The organism is Methanobrevibacter sp., from assembly GCF_017427765.1.
Taxonomy (GTDB): domain Archaea; phylum Methanobacteriota; class Methanobacteria; order Methanobacteriales; family Methanobacteriaceae; genus Methanocatella.
Map to the genome: position 1 here is coordinate 24,740 of NZ_JAFRSC010000013.1, position 20,799 is coordinate 45,538.

Here is a 20,799-nt window from a genome sequence, read left to right on the forward strand (position 1 = left end):
AGGGAGTGAGTTTAATGGCAAAAGTAACTATTGATTATGATAAATGTGATGGTGCTGACTGTGCAGAATGTTCTGACGTTTGCCCAATGGAAGTATTAGTTCTCGAAGGAGATAAAATCACAATTAACAATCCTGAAGATTGCAGTTATTGTGAAGTATGTATGGACGTATGTCCAAATGAATGTGTACACATTGATGATGAAGATTAAATATAATAAAAAAGGTGATTATTAATGACTAACGAACTTTTAATAGATTTAGATAATTATTTAGCAGCAGGTTTACATATCGGAACCCAACAAAAAACTAGTGACATGGAAAAATATATATTTAGAGTAAGATCCGACGGTTTATATGTTTTAGACATTCAAAAAACTGATGAAAGAATCAGACAGATTGCAAAACTTTTAGCAAAATATGACCCGGAAGATATTTTAGTAGTAGCTACCAGACAATACGGTCAGGCTCCTGTTAAAAAATTCGGTGAAATTACCGGCGCAAAAACTATCCCTGGCAGATTCATTCCAGGTACTTTAACAAACCCTAATTACGCTAAATTCATCGAACCAAAAATCATTGTTGTAACTGACCCAAGATCTGATGCTCAAGCTATCTTAGAATCAAAACAAAACGGTATTCCTGTAATTGCATTATGTGATACTGAAAACTTACTCAGTTTTGTTGATATTGCTGTACCTGTAAACAACAAAGGTAGAAAAGCTATTGCATTAGTTTACTGGTTACTTGCAAGACAAATCTTAAGAGAAAGAGGCGACATCCCAGAAGATGGTGACTTAGATATTGAAGCAACTGACTTTGAACTTAAATTCTAATCGAGTTAAATGTTAAGAAAACCTGCTGTTGCCGGAGCATTTTATCCGGCTAATCCTGAAACACTAGTTAAAACTATTGAAAATTGTTTTTTAGATGATTTTGGGGTTGGGGAAATACCGAAATTGAATAAATTTGATGGTGTAGATTATCCTATCAATATTATGGTTCCGCATGCAGGTTATCAATATTCCGGTGCAATAGCATCTCATAGCTATTGCAAATTAGTTCAAAATGGTTTTCCTGAAGTTTTTATTATATTAAGTCCTAATCACACAGGTTATGGTAGTGAAATTTCAGTGTTTAATGAAGGGGAGTGGATAACTCCTTTAGGTAGTGTAAATGTTGACGGCGAATTTGCAAACACATTAATTGATAATTCAGATATTGCAACTGCTGATTTTGCAGCTCACACTCATGAACACAGTATTGAAGTTCAGCTACCTTTCTTACAATATTTTTCCAGTGATTTTAAAATAGTTCCAGTCACTATGGGTTCACAATCTTTTGCTGCTTCAAATGATTTGGCAAAAGCTATTGTTGAATCTGGCAAACAGTTAGGTAAATCCTATGCAGTTATTGCCAGCACTGATTTGTCTCATTTTAACAATCAGGAAAAAGCCAATAAGGTTGATGGTTTTGTTCTGGAAGATATTGCAGAGATGAATGAATTCAAACTTTTTGAAGAGGTTGTTCAGTACAATATAACAATGTGCGGTTACGGTCCGGTAATGACAACAATTGCTGTTTCAAAGATGACTGATAAAAACAATTGTGAAATATTGGCTTATGGAACAAGCGGTGATGTTACCGGAGATTTGACTTCGGTAGTAGGTTATGCTTCAGGTATTTTTAAATAAGGTGTATTTATGATAGCTAAGGCTTCAGCTCCTGCAAAAGCAATTTTATTCGGAGAGCATTCTGTAGTTTATGATGAACCTGCTATAGCGGGTGCTGTAAATAAAAGGGCTTATGTTACTATTAAGGAATCTGAAGATGACAGATCTATTTTTAGAGCTCCAAATATTAATTTTGAAGCGCAACTTCTTACACGTGAAAAGAAATATATTTTATTGAAAGGAAAACCTGGTATTATTAGATATATCTTAGAGTCTCTTTACAGAGTACATGACCATACTCCAATTGATATTACATTGTCATCAAATGTACCTATCGGTTCGGGGCTTGGATCTTCTGCAGCGGTTACAGTAGCTACTTTGGCTGCATTGTATAGATATCACAATATTCGTTTTAATAAAAAATCTCTAGCTCATGACGCCCACATGGTTGAACAGGCAGTTCAGGGTGTTGCAAGCCCGCTTGACACTTTAGTTTCTACTTATGGAGGTCTTGTTTATTTATCCAGAAATAAAAAAGTTGAGCATTTTAAAGTTAATTTTAATGTTCCTTTTGTAGTGGGATATACTACAAAACATGGAAACACCGGTAAAATGGTAAAGGACGTTAGAAATCTTAAAAACAAAAATCCTAAAATTATCAATCCGGTAATAACATCCATGGGTAATCTGACTAATTATGCAAAACAGGCTATTTTAAAAAGAGATTTCAATAAAGTTGGAGAATTGATGAATATTAATCATGGATTTCTTGATGTTTTAGGAGTAAATACATTAGAATTATCCAGAATGGTATATAATGCACGGGAAGCTGGTGCTATTGGTTCTAAAACCACTGGTGCTGGTGGTGGGGGTAGTATTATTGCACTCTGCCCAGGCAAAGTGGATGAAGTTGCTGAGGCCATAGCTCGTGATGATAATATTTTAAAAATCCATTTCACTCGAAAAGGAGTTTCTTCAAGGGTTTATAAGTGATTTTATGATAATTTTAAAAATTGGTGGAAGTATCCTGACCAATAAAGATTCTGCTGAAAGTGAAATTGACAGTGATTCTTTAAAAAGAATAGCTGGTGAAATCAAGTCTTCACTTGACAAGTCAGATAAGCAATTAATCATTGTTCATGGTGCGGGGTCATTCGGACATCCGCCTGCCAAGGAATATAAGATCGGTGAGGTGTTTGATGAAAGTGAACTGCCACAAAAAAGAATCGGATTTTGCAAAACACAGAATGCAGTTAAAAAGTTAAACATGCTAATCTGTGAAGCATTCATTGAGGAAGACTTGCCGGTTGTTGCAATTCCTGCTTCAAGTTTCATGACTGCTACAAATAAACGAATCACTAAAGGAAATTTGGAATCTTTTAAAAATTATCTTTCTAAAGGTTTTATTCCAGTTATTTATGGTGATGTTGTCTTGGACAGCGAGCTTGAAATCTGCGTAATTTCAGGTGACCAGTTAATTCAATACTTGGCCGTAAATCTAAATCCTGATAAGGTAATTCTGGGAACTGACGTTGATGGAGTTTACAACAAGAATCCTAAAACACATGATGATGCAATATTTTTCGAAAAATTCTCATCAATTGAAGATTTAGACACTTTGGAAGGAACTACAAATGTCGATGTGACAGGTGGAATGGTTGGAAAAATTAAAGAACTTTTATATTTAGCAGATTTAGGAATCGAATCTATGATAATAAATGCTGAAGTTAAAAATAATATTTTCAAAGTTTTGGAAGATGAAAAGGTAAAAGGAACAATAATTTCAAGGGGAAATTAAAAATATGATTTCAGATAGAAAATTAGAGCATTTATTAATTTGTGAAAATTATGATGTGGAGTTTAAAAATAAAACTACTGGATTTGAAGATATAGAATTAATCCATAATGTGTTTCCTGAAGTGGATAAGAATGAAATTGATTTATCAACTTCAGTATTTGGTAAAAAATTAGACTCTCCTTTATTTATTACAGCTATTACTGGTGGCCATCCGGCTGCAAAATCAATAAACAAGCAATTGGCAATAGCAGCTGAAAATAATAATATTGCTTTGGGTGTTGGATCTCAAAGAGCTGCCTGTGAGCATCCCGAACTTGCTGATACTTACACTGTTGTTCGTGAGAATGCTCCGGATTGTTTGCTTGTCGGAAACATTGGCGCACCACAACTTAATTTAGCAGAAAAAGCAGTTGAAATTTTAGATGCAGATATTTTGGCAATTCATCTAAATCCTCTTCAGGAATCTATTCAACCGGAAGGTGATTTGGATGCAAGAGGTTACACTGACTTAATCAGTCAAATTACACAATCAGTTGATATTCCAGTACTTGCAAAAGAAACAGGATGTGGAATATCTGCAGAATCAGCAAAGGTTCTGGTTGATGCAGGTGTTGATTTTATTGATATTGAAGGTGCTGGCGGAACTAGCTGGGCTGCAGTTGAGACCTACCGCGCTGAAGACAGATATTTAGGTGAAATATTTTGGGATTGGGGAATTCCTACAGCAATTAGTACTGCTGAAGTTACTAATGCAGTTGAAATTCCGGTTATTTCTTCCGGAGGAATTCGAACAGGTCTTGAAGCGGCTAAAGCTATTGCTCTTGGAGCTGATGCTGTGGGCATGGCATTGCCATTTTTAAAAAATTGTGCATCTCAAAAACAACTTAATGATTTTATTAATAGATTTAATGATTCACTTAGAATTGCAATGTTTTTAGTTGGAGCTAACAACATTGAAGAACTAAAACAATCTAATTTAGTCATTCGAGGAAAAACAAGGGAGTGGCTCAATGAAAGAGGAATTAACACTAAAAATTATTCAAGGAGATAAAACATGAGTGTAGAAGTAATCGCTATCGGCGGATATCAAGAAGTCGGGAAAAACATGACTGCTGTTAGGATTGGCGAAGATGTAATTATCTTTGATATGGGAATCCATCTTGACAGAATCAGTATGCATGAAGATACTGATATTGATAGAATGCATAGCTTAGATTTAATTGAAAGAGGAGTTATTCCAGACGATACCTTAATGAAAGATGTGGATGGTAAAGTAAAAGGAATAGTATTCTCTCACGGTCACTTGGACCATATTGGTGCAGTAGCCAAATTGGCTCACAGATATGATGCACCATTAATCGGAACACCGTATACTGCTGCTTTAATTGAAAAACAGATTAAAGGTGAACGTAAATTTAAGGTTACAAATCCAATCAGACCTTTAAACCCTGGAAGTAAATTGAAATTATCTAAAGATATTACTTTAGAGTTTGTTCAATCTACTCACAGTATTCCGCAGGCAGTATTTCCGGTATTGCATACTCCAGAAGGAGTTATTGTGTATGCATTAGACTTTAAATTTGATAATCATCAAAAAGTATCTCCACCTCCTGATTACAAAAGGTTAAAAGAACTTGGAAGGAAAGGAGTGCTTGCTTTAATTGTTGAGACAACTAATGCCAAAAACTATAATGAGGTTAAAACTCATTCAGAAAGAATAGCTAAAAATATTTTAGAGGACGTAATGAAAGGGCCTCTTCAAGAGAAAACTGGTATGATTGTTACCACATTTTCATCTCACGTTGAACGTGTACAGGCTATTGCAGATATCGCTAAAAAAAGCCATAGGGAAATATTCTTCCTAGGAAGGTCTATGGAAAGGTTCTGCGGAATAGCACAAAAACTGGGTATTTTAAAATTACCGAAAAATGCCAGTATTTACGGCTCTCCAAAAGCTGTCAATAAAGCTTTAATGAGAGCTGATGAAGACAGGGCAAATTATTTGCTTGTAACTACAGGTCACCAAGGTGAACCTGATGCATTACTTCCAAGAATCGCTAATGGCAGAACACCATTCAATATTAAAAAGGGAGATAATGTAATCATTTCAGCACCAATCATTCCGAATCCAACCAATGCTGCAAATAGGCATATTATGGAAAGGAGATTGAAATTAAAAGGTGCTAGAATTTATCCGAATGCTCACGTTTCTGGACACGCTGGAAGAGAAGATCACAGAGAATTCCTACGTATGTTAAAACCACAACATATTATTCCAGCACACGGAGACTTATCAATGCTTGCAGCTTACGCTGAACTTGCCGAAGAGGAAGGTTATAGGATAGGATATGACATTCATATCTTAAGGAATGCTCAGGCACAAGTTTTTAAAAGTTAAAGAGGGAATAATATGAGTGATGTAAAAGAAGTGTTAGGAAATTATTCAACTGACATTACAAAAACTATTGAAGAGGAATTGGCAACTATTACTCCGGATAATCTTGCAGAAGCATCAGTTTATCTTACAAGAGCTGGTGGAAAAATGCTCAGACCGGCTTTAACTTTAATTGTTGCTGAAGCTGTTGGAGGAAAACGCGAAAATGCACTTAAATCCGCTGCAGCTATAGAATTGATTCATACATTTTCACTTATTCATGATGATATCATGGATCAGGATGATATGAGGAGAGGAATGCCATCAGTTCACAAGGTTTGGGGTGATGATGTAGCTATCCTTGCAGGTGACACTTTATTTTCAAAAGCTTTTGAAATAATTATAGGCACTGAGGGCACTAGTTCAGAGCAAAACAACAAGGCATTGGCTACTGTTGCAGATGCATGTGTAAAAATCTGTGAAGGTCAGGCATCTGATATGGGCTTTGAAGATAGATTTGATGTGACTGAAGATGAGTACATGGAAATGATTTTCAAAAAAACTGGTGCACTGATTGCTGCTGCTACTAAAGCAGGAGCTATCATGGGAGGAGCATCAGATGAAGTCATTGAAGCAATGTATGAATATGGTCGTTTAATTGGACTTGCTTTCCAAATTCAGGATGATTATCTTGACTTGGCTTCCGATGAAGAAACATTAGGAAAACCTATTGGATCAGATATTGGAAAAGGCAAGATGACTATTATTGCAATTAAAGGTTTGGATAATGTTGAGGATGATAAGTTATTAGAAATTTTAAAAGCTGAAGAAAATTCTCAAGATGAGATAGATGAGGCAATTGAAATTTTATCAAATTGTGGTGCTATTGAATATGCTCGCAATTTGGCACTAGAATCTGTTGACCAAGCTAAAGAAGTACTTGAAATATTACCTGATTCTTCATCCAAACAGGTACTTGCAAACATTGCAGATTTCGTACTTGAGAGAAGTGCATAATTTCTCTCTTTTTTACTATTTTTTTTAGAATTAGAAAATTATTTTTATGGTTCCGGGCGAACCCAGAACCACTAATTTTTATGCTAGATTTCTCTGTGAAGTAATTGCATGAAATTTCTATATTTTTTTGGTAATACGTATATGAATTTATTCAATGAAGCATGTCATTTGAATGATTTTTTATTTTTAGATATATAGAAATTTCCGTGTTTTTGATAATATTAGATATTATCGTCTATAATTATGTTTAAAGAATTATATAATCTTTTTTATTCTTTTCTGGGACAATTTTACACTCTTAAAGCAATTTTTCGAAGTGGGGTCAATAATATTTATTAATGATTTATTCACAATATATTATTATGAAAGGTATAATTGGAGCTATAAGTGGGGACATCATTGGTTCAACCAGGGAGTTTGACCCCATAAAAACTAAGGATTTTGACTTATTTACAAGAAGGTCCATATTCACTGATGATACTATAATGACATTGGCAGTAGCTAAGTGGTTATGTGAAAATAAAGATTCAAAAGATGTTTTGATTAAAAATTTAAAATATTTTGGTAATTTATATCCCAATGCAGGTTATGGTGGCAGGTTTTATGAATGGTTAAGACAGGACAGTCCCGAACCTTATGGCAGTTGGGCAAACGGATCTGCAATGCGCGTTTCACCATGTGCTTGGGTTGCAGATACTCTTGAGGAAGCACAGGATTTGGCTTACACTTCTGCTGTTGTAACTCACAATCATCCTGAAGGCATTAAAGGAGCGCTTGCGACCGTAGATGCAATTTATCTTGCAAGAGTTGGCGCAAGCAAAGATGAAATTAAAGACCATGTTGAAGTTAGATATGAATATGATTTAAGCAGGCCATTAGATGAAATAAGGTCTTATTATTCTTTTGACGTGTCTTGCAAAGGAAGTGTCCCTGAATCAATAATTTGCTTTTTAGAAGCCAATGACTTTGAAGATGCAGTTAGAAATGCAGTATCTTTAGGCGGTGACGCCGATACACAAGCTGCAATTGCAGGAAGTATTGCATCAGCATTTTGGGATGTTCCTAAAAGTATTTCATATAAAACTATTCATCGTCTGGATTATACGTTGCTAAATGTTTTCATTGATTTTGAAGAGAAATTTAACTCTGTTTAGATTTCTTTTTTAATTTTTTTAACTGATTCATGAATCTGTCATCGTAGTTTCGCGCTATATCTTCGTATTTATTCCAGATTCCAATTGCTGTTTGTGGAATTACATTTCGTTTATCCTCCGTAAACTTTGTGTATGTATGCATCATTTCCTTTGAATCTGAAATGATAAGCTTAACAAATGGAATATCTGCTTTTTGGATATTGATGTCATTTTCCTTAAAAAGTTGGATAATGTTAAACTCTTCATCATTGATATAGCAAGTTGGTGAAGCGAGGATATTTACTCTTAAATCTGATCTGTTTTTAAGGGCTTTTACTAATTCATCCCCTTCGCCTTCAAAGAGAAATCCTATTCTCATATTTATTGATTTTTTTGCCCTTTTTATGATTTCAAGTTCCTGTGAGATAATCTTGTCAACGCCATATATTCTCCAGATAGGGGCCTGAACCTGACTCATACCATTTTCATAAACGTATGTTAACCTTGTAATGGTATCATCAATTTCGCTGTCCAGCCGTTCTTTTTCACGGGATAATACCTCAACTGGAGATTTAACGTTGTATGTTAATGGTCTTCCATCCTCAATGTCAATGAAATTCTTTTCATTTAGTTTTTTCAACACATCATATATTTTGCTTCTTGGAATGTTGGCACTTTCGGACACTTCAACTGCAGTTGCGGATATCAGTGATGTCAGTGCAACATATGCCTGGGCTTCATACATTGTTAATCCAATTCCTTTTAAAACTGATAAATTTTCATCCATAATAATATTTTGAAAGTAACCATATATAATTGTTACTTTTAACCCTTAACAAGTGACAAAATCTTTATATACTCTCTTTAATTAAATAAATATTAACAACTCTTAAAGAGGTAATTATTATGGCAGACGGATTAGATATGTTTTGTTATCAATGTTCCCAAACCGCTAAAGGTACAGGATGTACTGTTAGTGGAGTTTGTGGTAAAAAACCAACCGTAGCAAGATTACAGGATAACTTAATCTTCACTATGAAAGGAATAAGTGCATACAACTACAACGCAAATGTTTTAGGAGCTTATGATCCTGAAATCGATGCATTTTTAACCAAAGGATTGTACACAACATTAACTAACGTTAATTTTGATGTTCAGGATTTAGTTGCATTGGCACTTGAAGCTGGTGAAAAAAGCGTAGCTGTAATGAGATTACTCAAAGACGCTCACATTAAAGCTTACGGTGAACCACAACCTGTAGAAGTTAAAGTTGGGGCACAAGAAGGTCCTGCAATAATTGTAACCGGGCACGACTTAAAAGCTCTCGAAGAATTATTAAAACAAGTTGAAGGAACAGACATTAAAGTTTACACTCACTCTGAAATGTTACCTGCTCACGGATATCCTGGATTAAACAAATACGAAAACCTAGCAGGACAATTAGGTGGAGCATGGCATGATCAAAGAACAATCTTTAAGAAATACAATGCAGCAATCGTTGGAACCAGTAACTGTGTACTTCCTGCTCTTGACGCATACAAAGAAAGAATGTTCACTATGGATGTAGCTAAACTTGAAGGAGTAAAAACTATAGATGATTATGATTTCTCAGAAGTTATTGAATGCGCAAAATCTCTTGGATCTCTAGAACCAGAAGAATTAACTACCATAACTACTGGTTGGAGTGCAGGAGCTATTGTAGAACATGCTGATACAATTAAAAGATTAGTTGAAGAAGGTAAAATCAGAAGATTCTTCGTTGTCGGAGGATGTGACAAAGCAGCTAAACACAACGATTATTACAGAGAATTCGTACAGAACTTACCTCAAGACACTGTAATTTTAACATTAGCATGCGGTAAATACAAATTCAATGACTTAGATTTAGGTGATATTGAAGGTATTCCAAGATTATTGGATGTAGGTCAATGTAACGATACTATTGTCGCAGTGGATGTGGCATTAGCATTATCTGAATTATTTGACTTGCCATTAAATGATTTACCATTAACTATTGTGCTCAGTTGGATGGAACAAAAAGCAGCTGCAGTTTTATGGGCATTATTATACCTTGGAAAAACTGACATGTGGATTGGACCGATTCTTCCTGCATGGTGTAATGAAGACATCATCAATGTCCTAGTTGAAAATTACAACTTGACTCCAACAACTGGTGATGCAATAGCCGATATTAAAACTATTATGGGGGAATAAGCAATGAGTGGGGATATTAAAGCACAGGCTTTGGATATCCAATTTTTGGTCGACTATCAGCAGAATACTGTTGTTAGTCGTGAAGTAATCAAAAAGGAGTTGGGAACTGTAACATTCTTTGCCTTTGATCAAGGTCAGGGCCTCTCTGAGCATTCAGCTCCTTTCGATGCAATGGTTCAGGTTATTGATGGTGAAGCCGAAATAACTATTTCCGGTAAAAAACACACTGTTAAAGCAGGTGAAATGATTATCATGCCTGCAAATGAGCCACATGCGCTTCAGGCAGAAAACAGTCCATATAAAATGATTTTAACCATGATAAAAAGTGACTAATATAGTAATGTAGTTTAGGTTTGTCTCATATTAAAAGACAACCTTTATTATATTTATTTTCAGCAAGGAGAAAATCCGAAGTTTATTAAGTTGGATGTGGGCAGTATCATGGAAATTGATTGTTTTAATTCAATTTAAATCTCCACTTCTTCTTTTTTATTTATTTTAATTAATTGCTTGCTCCTAAATTATTCTGTGACTTATTTTTCACTTAATCGATAGGCTTATAAATATCAGTTTTTAATCTATATTCACAATCATATAGTTGGGTTTATTAATTACAGTTTATTTGTGCATCGGTGCTTTTTCATCTAGTCGCAGTTTGAAAATATTTATTATTGATGAAGTTTATATCTTATAATACAATTAGAAATAGGAGGAGATTTATTTTGCAAGAAGGTAACGAATTAGATTCAACATGCGGAATTTCCGATGAAGAACTTACAGAAAGATTTAAAGCATCTATTAAAATAGATCAAGATATTTGTAAAATTAAAGGACTTCCTATTGCGGGTTATGATGATGAACTTAATTGTCCTTACATAGAATATCCTGATGGAAAGAGGGAATATGTCAAAGAATAAAAGACTTCCTGAAGTTATTGTATTTGCAGGCCCAAATGGAAGTGGCAAAACTACAATCACTCGCATGGCAAAAACCATTGGTGTCTATATTAATGCAGACGATATTAAAAAATCAAATTCATGCAGTGATTTGGAAGCCGCCGTTAAAGCGGAAGAACTTCGAGAAATGATGGTTGAAAAAGGTGAAGATTTCACATTTGAGACAGTACTTTCTACAGATAGGAATCTAAAATTGCTCCAAAAAGCTAAAGAAAAAGGATATTTTTTAAGATGCATCTATGTTTTGACATCAGATTATAAAATTAACATCACTCGAGTAAATATTAGGGAATCCATGGGAGGACATAATGTTCCAGAAGATAAAATTAAATCAAGATACTTCAAAGCATTGGATTTAATCCCTAAATTAATTGAGCTTTGTGATATTGTCCATATTTATGATAATACAAATGTTCCATTTAGAATTTTTAAGAAAAGAAAAGATGTGTATTATCATTGGGAGAATAAGTATTGGAATTTCTCAGATATTGAAAAACTTACTGGAATAAGTATGTATGAAAATTAATTCTCCCAATATTTTTGCTAAGTATCTATTTTATATATTATTTTTACATATTATTTGAATATGCTATAGTTGATGATTAATTTTTTAAAATTCTTTAAATTAGTTATTTTATTGGCTGATTTCATTTGGAATATATTTTTGACAGTATTTTCTTTTAAATAGTTAGGATTATAAATTATTATTTATTCTTTCGTTTATCTCAATTTTTTCATCAATCTTCGATAATACTGATAAAACTCTATTTTGATAACCTAAATCGGGGATTGGTAAGTCTAAACGGTTTAAAGTTTCAGTTCTTAAACTAGGAATTGATGTTCCTTCATTATATCTGCTTAAATCTATTAAAGACATTACGTAATAAAGAAATTTTGGAATAACAATTTTTTCATTAACTTCAGTATAAAATAATGTATCTACAGTCCAAAATGGCTCTTCAATATATCTAACTTTTTCAATTGAACCTTTTCTACCAATTAAAACAGAAGGTTTATCATAAAGATATTTCATTGAATAACCCATTAATCCACCAGTTCCAAAAATAGGGTATTGTCCATTCTCATCATCTTGAACTTTCTTCTGATTTTTCCCATATTTAATCTTGACTAAATCACCAAGAGAATAATAATCAAATTCTAAACTCAAATTTTTGGCTGAAAGGAAAGTGCTTGAAGCTGCACTGGATGGTTTGTATGTAAAAATCGTAAGGGTCGGAAACCTTATGGCCAGATATGATGACGGATTATTCCAGAAAAACTATGATACCAATGCATTTTTATCCAATATCAAATCAATTAAAAACCTTCAGGTTATATCAGATTCCATGTATAATGCAAAAATAGAGATGAGTCCAATTGATTTTACTGCAAAATCTATCATTGCATTGGCAAAAACTCCTTCTCAATGCAGTGTGTTCAACTGCCAGAACAATAATTTCTTATACACTAAAGACATTATTGAAGCATTAAATTCATTGGGTAATAATATTAAATGTGTCAGTGATAAAGAATTTTTTGAAATATGTATGGAGAATCTTGATGAAAATATTCAGGGATTAATCACATCAGATAACTCTATGGATGATTCAGAGCTTTCTGCAGATGCAAGTGAAGTTAATGTAAATATCACTCAGACTGTAGATATACTTAAGAAATTAGGATTTATTTGGCCAAAACCTGACTCTTATTATCTTAAACGATTTATCTTAAAAATGCAAGAATGCCACGACTTCTTTTAAGTCGTGGATGAATTGCACTATTGAGTATACTATCTTTTTTAATTAATTTTGTCATGGTTATCTCTTTTTTTTTTAAATACATATATGGATGATGTCACACAAACCAAGAGGAGGTTAGGGAGTGGTTAACTGCTCCTATTGTTAGTTCATTTTTTCCACCAAACCATTATCCAGTCAGCTTTGTCTTTTACATTGAATAATTTTCCGGTTTCTTCATCTTTGGTTAGAATTTCGGATAAATATCTTTTAAGCTCTTCTTTTTCACTTTCAGAGTATAAATCCAGTCGGAATTTGCCGTTGTCAACTGCCTCATCAATGCTGTCATATTCTCGGTAATTGTTCAGGTCAAATCTTTGGACATTTGCATATATTCCCATGTTGTAAAGTATGTTGAAGAAATAATTGTAATCAGGAAAGTTTTCGGTTTGTTTTCCAATTCTTTTATCAAAATCTTTTTCTATTTTTTTGTTTTCAGGTCCGAAAATTGTTATAAAAACATATTTATTAGCTATTTTATTCAGTTCAGCCAGCACTTCTTCAATTGGGATAATACCGTTTAGAGATCTTGAGCAGACAACAACATCTACATCTCCTATTTCATCGTATTTTATCTCTTCAATCGGTTTTAAAATGGTTTCAATGTTTGAAATATCATTTTCAGCAGATCTTTTTTCAAGATATTCCAACATTTTAGGTGATGAATCAAGTCCGATTACATGTTTGACCTTTTTAGCAAGAGGCACGGTTACAGATCCTTCACCGCATCCGACATCAAGCACTGTGTCATTTTCATCTAAAATCAGCATGTCAAATAATGCATCGTTATAGTCTTCTTTATGGGTTCTTTTAAAAAATCCAGGTGCTGCTTTATCCCAGTCTTTGTCAACTTTTGTGGCGAGTTTTTCAGCCCAAAAACCGGCCCAGTCGACATCATTTGGATTTTCAATGCACTGTTTCATAATTTCACATTCCCATTTAAAACATTTTGATAATCAGCATAATTTTCTTTTAAAAGCTCAGGAATATCCAGTTCATATGGGCAGTTGTCCACGCAGGCATAGCACTCCATACAGTTAGTGGTTTTTTCCATCATTTCCTGATACTCTTCAGTTAAATAGGGTTCAGTTGGAAAACGCCTAATCCAAAGGGACATTCTCGCACATAAGCTAATGTTGATGTCTTCAGGACATGGCATGCAGTATGCACAGCCTCTGCAGAAATTTTCTCCCAGTTCTTCTTTATCCTTTTTGATAATTGCTTTTAAATCATCAGTTAAAATAGTATTTTCATCATATGTTAGGAATTCTTCAAGCTCTTCAAGCTTTTGGATTCCCCATATCGGCAGGACATTGTCAAATTGGTTTATATATGCAAAACTGGCTTTTGAGTTTTTAAGTAATCCTCCGCCCATTGCCTTCATTGCAATAAATCCGACATCTAACTGTTTACATTTTTCAACCAGTTTAAGTTCCTCTTCACCGCTCAAATAGGAAAATGGATATTGCAATGTTTCGTATAATCCGCTGTCAAGCGCCTCATGAGCGTGGGTTATTTTGTGAGTGGTAATTCCAATATGTCTAATCATACCTTCATCTTTTGCCTCAAGCATTGCTTTGTAAAGTTCATCGTCTTTTTTCGGGCAAAATGAAATGTTGTGGAACTGATGCAAGTCAACATAATCAGTTTTCATACTTTTAAGTGATGTTTCCAAATCGCTCCAAAAATCTTCCACAGTTTCTGATCCGCTTTTAGTTGCCAGATAAATTTCTTCACGGGCAATGTCTTTAAATGCATTGCCTATTTTCTCTTCACTGTCTGTATAAAAATGTGCAGTGTCATAGAAATTGATTCCGTTTTCATAAGCGGTTTGAAGTATTTCAATTGAATCGGCCATATTGCGTCTTTGAATCGGGAGAGCCCCAAATCCATTTTTGTTTACTTCTAAATTAGTTTTTCCAAGCCTCATTTTAAAATCCATCCTATTTCATTTCACTAGTGAGTATTCTGATAAAATTCACAGGTTAATCTTAAAAACCGAATATTTTGAGTATTATATAAATAATTATTATTGCAATTAAAACGTAAATTGCAGTTTTTCCAGAAAGAAACTTTGTCTGTTTGAATTCCTTATCTTCAATGTCTCCATGCTTCATCAGTTCATCTTTTTTAAAGGAGCATTTCTGATAGATCGCTTCAATATCTTTTGGAAGTCTGCCATATTCATTCAGCATATTGATTGTTTTATTTAAGTATTTGACGGCTTCTTCTGTGTTTCCAAGCTTAAGTTCACAATATGCAGGTTTATAGTTGAAGTTGGTCAAAAGCTCCAAGTCATCTACTTCCTTTTCGTATTTTATGCATCGGTTGTAATATTTTAGTGCTTCCTTGTATCTTCCCAAATCATACAGGGCATCCGCTTTGGAGTTGTTGAGAAGTATTGTCTCGTCATTTTTAAGAGCATCGTCAATATATTCCAAAGCATCTTCGTTTTCACCGATTTTCTGTAATAGCAATCCCTTATATGATTGAACCTTTTCGGTGTAGCCGTTTTCATTTTCAAAGTGTTTTAGTAATGTCAATGCATCATCATACTCTTTGGCCTGTATCAACAGCTCAATTTTACCCATTTTAACCTCGCTTTTTTTAATTCTTGGCTCTTCAGCTTTTGAATAGGGATTGTATTTATCATAAGCTTCATCCATTAACTCCAGTGCTTCATCCAGATGGTTTTTATTAAAGCGAGACATTGCCTTATCACATATGGCATTAATGGATTTTGGTTGCTTTTCAAGGTATTTGTTAAAGTATTTTTCACCATAGTCGCCGTTGTCATGGCTTTCATCGTAGTATTGATAGTAAAGTCCCTTTTCTTCTAAAGCTAGAAGATAATCTTTTTCGATTAACAGGTCAAGAATTTCCAAATACTCGTTAATGTCATCTTTTGCATGTCTTTTACGGGCAATTCTTAAAGCTTCTTTGTAGTTTTCTTCTTCAATGTATTGTTTTGCCTTTTCGATAGCATCACTCATTATATCGACCTAATTTTTTTATCAATCTCCGATTTTTTTTACTACTCTCTCATTATATTTATATATTTTTAGATAGATAAATAATAATGCTTATTTTTATTAAATTAATTAAATTGTGATGATTAAATGAATGATTTAGAAGAAATTATCTATAAACATGCTTTATTGAATGCGGCAAAACATAAAGGTTCTGCAAATCCCGGAGCGGTTATGGGTTCAATCATGTCAAATGAACCTGAACTCAGAAGCAAGGCAAAGGAAATTGGACCTATGTCTGGTAAAATCGTAGCAAAGGTTAATGCTTTATCAACTGAAGAGCAAGCTGGTGAAATGGAAAGATTAGGTATTCAGCTTGAAGATAAAAAACCTAAAGCAAAAGAAAAAGGCTTGCAGGAACTTCCTGGCTCTCATGAAAACATCGTTTTGAGATTCGCTCCAAACCCAAGCGGGCCTCTGCATATTGGACACACCCGTGCTGCGGTTCCAAACGGAGAATATGTAAAAAGGCATGACGGTAAATTAATATTGAGAATTGAAGACACCGATCCAAAAAGGGTATATGAGCCTGCCTATGATATGATTCCTGAAGATTTGGAATGGCTAGGCGTCAAAGTTGATGAAATCGTCTATCAGTCAGACAGATTTGAAATTTATTATGATTATGCTCGCCAATTAATAGAAAAGGGCGCAGCCTACATGTGTACCTGTGACGGTGCAACATTCAAGGAACTTAAGGACAACTGCAAAGCCTGCCCATGTCGTGACAATACTGTTGAAGAAAATCTTGAGTTATGGGAGAAATTCGACACAATGGAGGCTGGTGAAGCAGTGCTTAGAGTCAAGACAGATATTGCCCACAAAAACCCTGCAATCAGGGATTGGGTTGCAATGAGGCTGGTCGATGAGGTTCACCCACGTTTGGGCACAAAATACAGAATATATCCTATGATGAACTTTTCAGTTGCAGTTGATGATCACTTGCTTGGCATGACACATGTATTGAGGGGAAAAGATCATCTTGCAAATACTGAAAAGCAGAAATACCTTTATGACCATATGGGATGGGACTTGCCTGAATTCATCCACTATGGAAGACTTAAAATGGAGGATATTGCACTTAGTACCTCAAAAGCAAAAGAGGGTATCGAAAACGGAACCTATTGTGGATGGGATGACCCAAGATTAGGTACTCTTAGAGCTATTGCAAGACGTGGAATTGACCCGAGATCAATTTATGATTTGATTACCGAAATGGGCGTCAAGATGGCTGATTCAGCTATAAGCTGGAAAAAAATCTATGGTTTAAACCGTAACTTCCTAGAACCTGTTGCAAACAGATACTTCTTCTGTGAAAACCCTGTTGAAATTAGTGTTGACGGTTATGAAGGCGGAGCAGTTGATGTTGAAAGACCACTTCATGCAGACCACTTGGATAGGGGAAACAGAATCTTGCCGTTTGACGGAAATGTTTATTTGGCTGAATCCGACATTAAAGATGGTCTATTCAGATTGATGGATGCGGTAAATGTTGAAATTTCAGGTGATGAAGTAAAATATCATTCAACTTCCTTTGAAGATGCACGTGAGGTAAAAGCCAGAATTATTCAATGGGTTCCAACCCAGGACAATGTGTCTGTTAAAATCGTAATGGATGATGCATCTGTTAAAGAAGGTCTTGGTGAAGCTGCGCTAAAAGACTTGTCAGTTGGAGATGTAGTTCAGTTTGAAAGGGTAGGATTTGCCCGTCTTGATGAAATTGCCGATGATGGGCTGATATTTTATTATGCGCATAAATAGGTGATTGGATGACTTTATTTTCAAACGGATTTGTAACTCTTGAAATGCCTAAAGATTTTGATGCGGTTACAACAAAAGAGGAATTTAATGACATGTATCTGGTAAATACCAAAATACCTATGTCAATTAAATTTTCAACAACCCCTACATTGGTGGGCCTTCCTGAAATCTGTGACGGCATTGAAAAGAATGCGGAGGCAAACGACAAGATTAATCTGATTAGCTCAGATTTTATTGTAATCAATGACGTAATCTATTACATGTTCGTATCATCTTTTTCTGATGGGGAAAAAGAAATCCGCCGCAATGAATTTCTATATGTCGAGGATGATAATCTCTATATTTTTGAATATATCTATCCTTATGCTGACAGGGAACTTGATGACTTTTATTTAAATGTTATTCGTTCTTTAAAGATTATTGTTCCAAAATACATTGTGGAAAACGGTAGCTACAGATTGAATAAAGAAGAATAATTCTTCTTTTTACTTTTTTTGAACAAATTTCAGTTAAATATTGATTGTTTTTTAATTGTTAAAAAAGTTAAATGTAATTTTGATTGGCAATGGAATCTTTTTGATTTTTTTGAATAGTTTCAACATATTTGAAAATATAATTGAAAAATTAATATTTTTTTGTTTATTGTATATTTAATTTAAAATTATTTAGGAAATAATAAATACAATTTAATTTATAAATATATATCAATTCAATTAATTGAAATAGGTTGAAAAATAATGAAATTAAAAAAGATGATGGTAATAACATTGTTTTTATTGGCTATTTTTACAATTGGTGCTTAAATGCAGCCGAAAATGCCACAGATGATGTTGTTGGCATTGAAAATCAAAATAAACTTGTAAATGAAGTAAATGATGATGTTTTAGCCGATAATCCTAAAACATTTGCGGATTTAAATTCAGCTATTAACGGTAATGAGGGTAGTGATGTTTATCTTAATGGAACCTATCTGTATCATTCAGATTCAGATTCCAGTTATCAATCCGGAATAAAGGTTTCACGTAATGTAACTATTCATGGTAACGGCTGCATTATTGATGGTAATAATTCGGCCGTACTTTTTGTACTGAGTAAAGGCAATATAGTTTTTAAAGACACTGTTTTTGTGAATGGTAAACATCTTTCTTATTATGAGAGCGGATCTATTTATAATACTGCCATTCTGTCTGTTGTCAATTGTACTTTTATGAATAACGTGGCTGCTAGGGGCGGAGCTATACATAATGGTTATATGTTGTCTGTTGAAAATTGTACTTTTATTAATAATACTGCAAAATCCCCAAGTGGTCCTTGGTATGGTGGTGCCATTTATAGTCATAATAAATTTTCTGTCGTAAATTCTAAGTTTATAAATAATTATGCACAGTCTTCTGGTGGTGCTATTCATACCAATTATTGTTTGTCTGTTGTCAATTGTGAATTTATTAATAATTCTGCAAGAGGCAATGGTGGTGCAATTTATACTATTTATGATCTTATTACGAATAGTTCTGCTGTTGAAAGTTCCATTTTTATTAATAACTCTGCTGGCGGAAATGGTGGTGCTATTATAACGGGTACTGAAAAAAAGGAAGGTGCTTACAAAACTGCAGATTGTATTTTCATTAATAACTCTGCGAAAAATGGCGGTGCACTTTATTGGGTAAATGCAACTAACTGTAACTTCACAAACAATAAAGCTACAGAAAATGGTGGAGCAATGTATGGCGCATCAGTTGCTGGAAGTAACTTTGAAAATAATGTTGCAGGCATTGCCGGTAATGACACATATAACACAACAGTAAAAACCCTTTCAAAGGTTATAATTACAGCTCCGGCAGTTACCACTCCTTACAATGGGGGCAAGGTCCTGATTGCCACACTAACTGACAGCGACGGTAAGGCAGTTGGTGGTGTTGAAGTTTCAGTTACTCTTAATAAGGTTGTTTCTAATTTGACAACCAACTCATCAGGTCAAATCAGTCTGTCCTGTGACGGCATCGATCCTGGCGATTATGTTGCAAAGATTAAATTCAAAGGTGATGATACATACCTTCCGGCTGAAAAATCAACAGATGTAATTGTTGAGAAAGTAGCATCCAGTTTGGATGTTGATTTTGCAAATATCGAAGTAGGTCAGATTGCATACATTAATGTTACATTGAACACTACAGCTACAGGCAATGTCGTTTTGGCATTTGATAAACAAAACTACACTAAAGACATTGAAAACGGCAAGGCCTTATTTGCCATATCTGATTTATTGGCCGGAAATCAAACATTTAAAGCAATTTACGGTGGAGATGAATTTTATAAAAATTCAAGTGTCATCAAATCAATAGAAGTTAAAAAAATTGACATAACAGATGTGCAGCTACCGACATCCGCTTCACAAAAGCAAACCACATTCAGCTTTGATTTGCCTTCTGATGCATCCGGAAACGTAACACTTGAAATTAACAGTGATAAATATAATACTACAGTTAAAAATGGTAAAGTAAATATTAATTTAGAAAGCCTTGATAAAGGAAAATATCCTTACAATGTTTCCTATTCAGGTGATGATAAGTATAATCAATTTGTCAAATCAGATGTATTGAATGTGGCTGATATTTCTACTTCAATCACTATTACAAAAGTGGATGGGGATTGTATTGTTGAAGGTGTTTTAAAAGATGGCGAAGGCAAAGGAATTTCTGGTGCCAAATTAAATGTTAAGGTTGGAAGCAGTAACTTAACAGCTACAACAGGTAATAATGGGGTATTTAGTTTCCAGGCAAAAGACAATTCTTTAATAACTATTGCTTTTGCAGGTAAAGATTCATATTTGCCGTCTGATGCTGAGATAACTTTGAATAATATTAATCCTGTAAGACAGGATACTGCCATTATAGCTCAGGACTATAACATTAAAGCTATTGATTATTATGCTGGTGAGCGTGGAGGATACTTCGAAGTGACTTTAACCGACGGATCCAAACCTATTGCAAATAAGGCTGTGAAAATAGGATTCAATGGTAAAGTATACAACACAACTACTGATGAAAAAGG

22 protein-coding genes are annotated in these 20,799 nt (G+C 34.2%); 17 read left to right on the forward strand and 5 right to left on the reverse strand.

What is annotated here, in order from left to right; genetic code table 11:
- Positions 1–14 precede the first annotated feature (14 nt).
- The 9 genes from IJL02_RS03005 to IJL02_RS03045 all read left to right on the forward strand — a co-directional run bounded on the left by IJL02_RS03005 (position 15) and on the right by IJL02_RS03045 (position 8,013).
- Positions 15–209 (forward strand): 4Fe-4S dicluster domain-containing protein, encoded by a 195-nt coding sequence (locus IJL02_RS03005; RefSeq protein WP_292808876.1) that lies wholly within the window; start codon positions 15–17, stop codon positions 207–209.
- 24 nt (positions 210–233) lie between these two features.
- Complete coding sequence (rpsB, locus tag IJL02_RS03010; RefSeq protein WP_292740274.1) at positions 234–833, forward strand: 30S ribosomal protein S2; 600 nt, start codon at positions 234–236, stop codon at positions 831–833.
- Positions 834–842: 9 nt separating this feature from the next.
- Positions 843–1,691, forward strand: coding sequence for an AmmeMemoRadiSam system protein B (gene amrB / locus IJL02_RS03015; RefSeq protein WP_292808878.1), 849 nt, complete (start codon positions 843–845; stop codon positions 1,689–1,691).
- A 9-nt stretch (positions 1,692–1,700) separates the two neighbouring features.
- On the forward strand, positions 1,701–2,663 hold the full coding sequence (gene mvk, locus IJL02_RS03020; protein WP_292808880.1) for a mevalonate kinase: 963 nt from the start codon (positions 1,701–1,703) through the stop codon (positions 2,661–2,663).
- 4 nt (positions 2,664–2,667) lie between these two features.
- Positions 2,668–3,468: an isopentenyl phosphate kinase gene (locus IJL02_RS03025; protein ID WP_292808882.1), complete on the forward strand. Its 801-nt coding sequence runs from the start codon at positions 2,668–2,670 to the stop codon at positions 3,466–3,468.
- Between the two features lie 4 nt (positions 3,469–3,472).
- On the forward strand, positions 3,473–4,519 hold the full coding sequence (gene fni, locus IJL02_RS03030; RefSeq protein ID WP_292808884.1) for a type 2 isopentenyl-diphosphate Delta-isomerase: 1,047 nt from the start codon (positions 3,473–3,475) through the stop codon (positions 4,517–4,519).
- 3 nt (positions 4,520–4,522) lie between these two features.
- A complete protein-coding gene (locus tag IJL02_RS03035) occupies positions 4,523–5,866 on the forward strand; it encodes an RNase J family beta-CASP ribonuclease (protein ID WP_292808886.1) in 1,344 nt (447 codons plus the stop codon).
- Between the two features lie 12 nt (positions 5,867–5,878).
- Entirely contained in the window at positions 5,879–6,859 is a 981-nt protein-coding gene (idsA, locus tag IJL02_RS03040; protein ID WP_292808888.1) for a short chain isoprenyl diphosphate synthase IdsA, read from the forward strand.
- Positions 6,860–7,221: 362 nt separating this feature from the next.
- Positions 7,222–8,013: an ADP-ribosylglycohydrolase family protein gene (locus IJL02_RS03045; RefSeq protein ID WP_292808890.1), complete on the forward strand. Its 792-nt coding sequence runs from the start codon at positions 7,222–7,224 to the stop codon at positions 8,011–8,013.
- Here the strand turns inward: IJL02_RS03045 and IJL02_RS03050 are convergent.
- Positions 8,000–8,779: a TrmB family transcriptional regulator gene (locus IJL02_RS03050; RefSeq protein WP_292808892.1), complete on the reverse strand. Its 780-nt coding sequence runs from the start codon at positions 8,777–8,779 to the stop codon at positions 8,000–8,002. The genes IJL02_RS03045 and IJL02_RS03050 overlap by 14 nt on opposite strands.
- Positions 8,780–8,898: 119 nt before the next feature.
- Between IJL02_RS03050 and hcp the strand changes: the two genes are divergently transcribed.
- The 4 genes from hcp (at position 8,899) to IJL02_RS03070 (ending at position 11,688) form a co-directional block, all read left to right on the forward strand.
- A complete protein-coding gene (gene hcp, locus IJL02_RS03055) occupies positions 8,899–10,206 on the forward strand; it encodes a hydroxylamine reductase (protein WP_292808893.1) in 1,308 nt (435 codons plus the stop codon).
- A 3-nt stretch (positions 10,207–10,209) separates the two neighbouring features.
- Complete coding sequence (locus IJL02_RS03060) at positions 10,210–10,539, forward strand: cupin domain-containing protein (protein WP_292808895.1); 330 nt, start codon at positions 10,210–10,212, stop codon at positions 10,537–10,539.
- 389 nt (positions 10,540–10,928) lie between these two features.
- The gene (locus IJL02_RS03065) at positions 10,929–11,123 is read left to right on the forward strand and encodes a hypothetical protein (protein WP_292808897.1); all 195 of its coding nucleotides are present in this window, start codon (positions 10,929–10,931) and stop codon (positions 11,121–11,123) included.
- On the forward strand, positions 11,110–11,688 hold the full coding sequence (locus IJL02_RS03070; protein WP_292808899.1) for a zeta toxin family protein: 579 nt from the start codon (positions 11,110–11,112) through the stop codon (positions 11,686–11,688). The genes IJL02_RS03065 and IJL02_RS03070 overlap by 14 nt, the downstream gene beginning before the upstream one ends.
- A 168-nt stretch (positions 11,689–11,856) precedes the next feature.
- Here the strand turns inward: IJL02_RS03070 and IJL02_RS03075 are convergent, their stop codons facing one another.
- On the reverse strand, positions 11,857–12,330 hold the full coding sequence (locus IJL02_RS03075) for a restriction endonuclease subunit S (protein WP_292808901.1): 474 nt from the start codon (positions 12,328–12,330) through the stop codon (positions 11,857–11,859).
- 4 nt (positions 12,331–12,334) lie between these two features.
- Here IJL02_RS03075 and IJL02_RS03080 point away from each other — a divergent pair, with 4 nt between their 5' ends.
- Entirely contained in the window at positions 12,335–12,922 is a 588-nt protein-coding gene (locus tag IJL02_RS03080; RefSeq protein WP_292808902.1) for a hypothetical protein, read from the forward strand.
- Between the two features lie 146 nt (positions 12,923–13,068).
- Here IJL02_RS03080 and IJL02_RS03085 read toward each other — a convergent pair whose 3' ends face one another.
- The 3 genes from IJL02_RS03085 to IJL02_RS03095 are packed head-to-tail and all read right to left on the reverse strand — an operon-like array spanning position 13,069 to position 15,951.
- Positions 13,069–13,881, reverse strand: coding sequence for a class I SAM-dependent methyltransferase (locus IJL02_RS03085; protein WP_292808905.1), 813 nt, complete (start codon positions 13,879–13,881; stop codon positions 13,069–13,071).
- Complete coding sequence (locus tag IJL02_RS03090) at positions 13,878–14,900, reverse strand: aldo/keto reductase (RefSeq protein WP_292808907.1); 1,023 nt, start codon at positions 14,898–14,900, stop codon at positions 13,878–13,880. Before IJL02_RS03090 ends, IJL02_RS03085 begins: the two co-directional genes overlap by 4 nt.
- A 49-nt stretch (positions 14,901–14,949) precedes the next feature.
- A complete protein-coding gene (locus IJL02_RS03095) occupies positions 14,950–15,951 on the reverse strand; it encodes a lipopolysaccharide assembly protein LapB (protein WP_292808909.1) in 1,002 nt (333 codons plus the stop codon).
- Between the two features lie 126 nt (positions 15,952–16,077).
- On the opposite strand from IJL02_RS03095, the gene IJL02_RS03100 reads away from it, so the two are divergent.
- The 3 genes from IJL02_RS03100 to IJL02_RS03110 form a co-directional block, all read left to right on the forward strand.
- On the forward strand, positions 16,078–17,748 hold the full coding sequence (locus IJL02_RS03100; RefSeq protein WP_292808911.1) for a glutamate--tRNA ligase: 1,671 nt from the start codon (positions 16,078–16,080) through the stop codon (positions 17,746–17,748).
- 8 nt (positions 17,749–17,756) lie between these two features.
- A complete protein-coding gene (locus tag IJL02_RS03105) occupies positions 17,757–18,224 on the forward strand; it encodes a hypothetical protein (RefSeq protein ID WP_292808913.1) in 468 nt (155 codons plus the stop codon).
- 251 nt (positions 18,225–18,475) lie between these two features.
- On the forward strand, positions 18,476–20,799 hold a 2,324-nt coding region (locus tag IJL02_RS03110; RefSeq protein WP_292808915.1), incomplete at its 3' end, for an Ig-like domain repeat protein.

Bases quoted from the DNA above. Each gene is read 5' to 3' on its own strand.
- rpsB (WP_292740274.1), top strand. From the start codon at position 234: ATGACTAACGAACTTTTAATAGATTTAGATAATTATTTAGCAGCAGGT.
- IJL02_RS03045 (WP_292808890.1), top strand. From the start codon at position 7,222: ATGAAAGGTATAATTGGAGCTATAAGTGGGGACATCATTGGTTCAACC.
- IJL02_RS03090 (WP_292808907.1), bottom strand. From the start codon at position 14,900: ATGGATTTTAAAATGAGGCTTGGAAAAACTAATTTAGAAGTAAACAAA.
- IJL02_RS03070 (WP_292808899.1), top strand. From the start codon at position 11,110: ATGTCAAAGAATAAAAGACTTCCTGAAGTTATTGTATTTGCAGGCCCA.
- IJL02_RS03100 (WP_292808911.1), top strand. From the start codon at position 16,078: ATGAATGATTTAGAAGAAATTATCTATAAACATGCTTTATTGAATGCG.
- mvk (WP_292808880.1), top strand. From the start codon at position 1,701: ATGATAGCTAAGGCTTCAGCTCCTGCAAAAGCAATTTTATTCGGAGAG.
- IJL02_RS03005 (WP_292808876.1), top strand. From the start codon at position 15: ATGGCAAAAGTAACTATTGATTATGATAAATGTGATGGTGCTGACTGT.
- IJL02_RS03105 (WP_292808913.1), top strand. From the start codon at position 17,757: ATGACTTTATTTTCAAACGGATTTGTAACTCTTGAAATGCCTAAAGAT.
- IJL02_RS03085 (WP_292808905.1), bottom strand. From the start codon at position 13,881: ATGAAACAGTGCATTGAAAATCCAAATGATGTCGACTGGGCCGGTTTT.
- hcp (WP_292808893.1), top strand. From the start codon at position 8,899: ATGGCAGACGGATTAGATATGTTTTGTTATCAATGTTCCCAAACCGCT.
- IJL02_RS03050 (WP_292808892.1), bottom strand. From the start codon at position 8,779: ATGGATGAAAATTTATCAGTTTTAAAAGGAATTGGATTAACAATGTAT.
- idsA (WP_292808888.1), top strand. From the start codon at position 5,879: ATGAGTGATGTAAAAGAAGTGTTAGGAAATTATTCAACTGACATTACA.
- IJL02_RS03095 (WP_292808909.1), bottom strand. From the start codon at position 15,951: ATGAGTGATGCTATCGAAAAGGCAAAACAATACATTGAAGAAGAAAAC.
- amrB (WP_292808878.1), top strand. From the start codon at position 843: ATGTTAAGAAAACCTGCTGTTGCCGGAGCATTTTATCCGGCTAATCCT.
- IJL02_RS03060 (WP_292808895.1), top strand. From the start codon at position 10,210: ATGAGTGGGGATATTAAAGCACAGGCTTTGGATATCCAATTTTTGGTC.
- fni (WP_292808884.1), top strand. From the start codon at position 3,473: ATGATTTCAGATAGAAAATTAGAGCATTTATTAATTTGTGAAAATTAT.
- IJL02_RS03025 (WP_292808882.1), top strand. From the start codon at position 2,668: ATGATAATTTTAAAAATTGGTGGAAGTATCCTGACCAATAAAGATTCT.
- IJL02_RS03035 (WP_292808886.1), top strand. From the start codon at position 4,523: ATGAGTGTAGAAGTAATCGCTATCGGCGGATATCAAGAAGTCGGGAAA.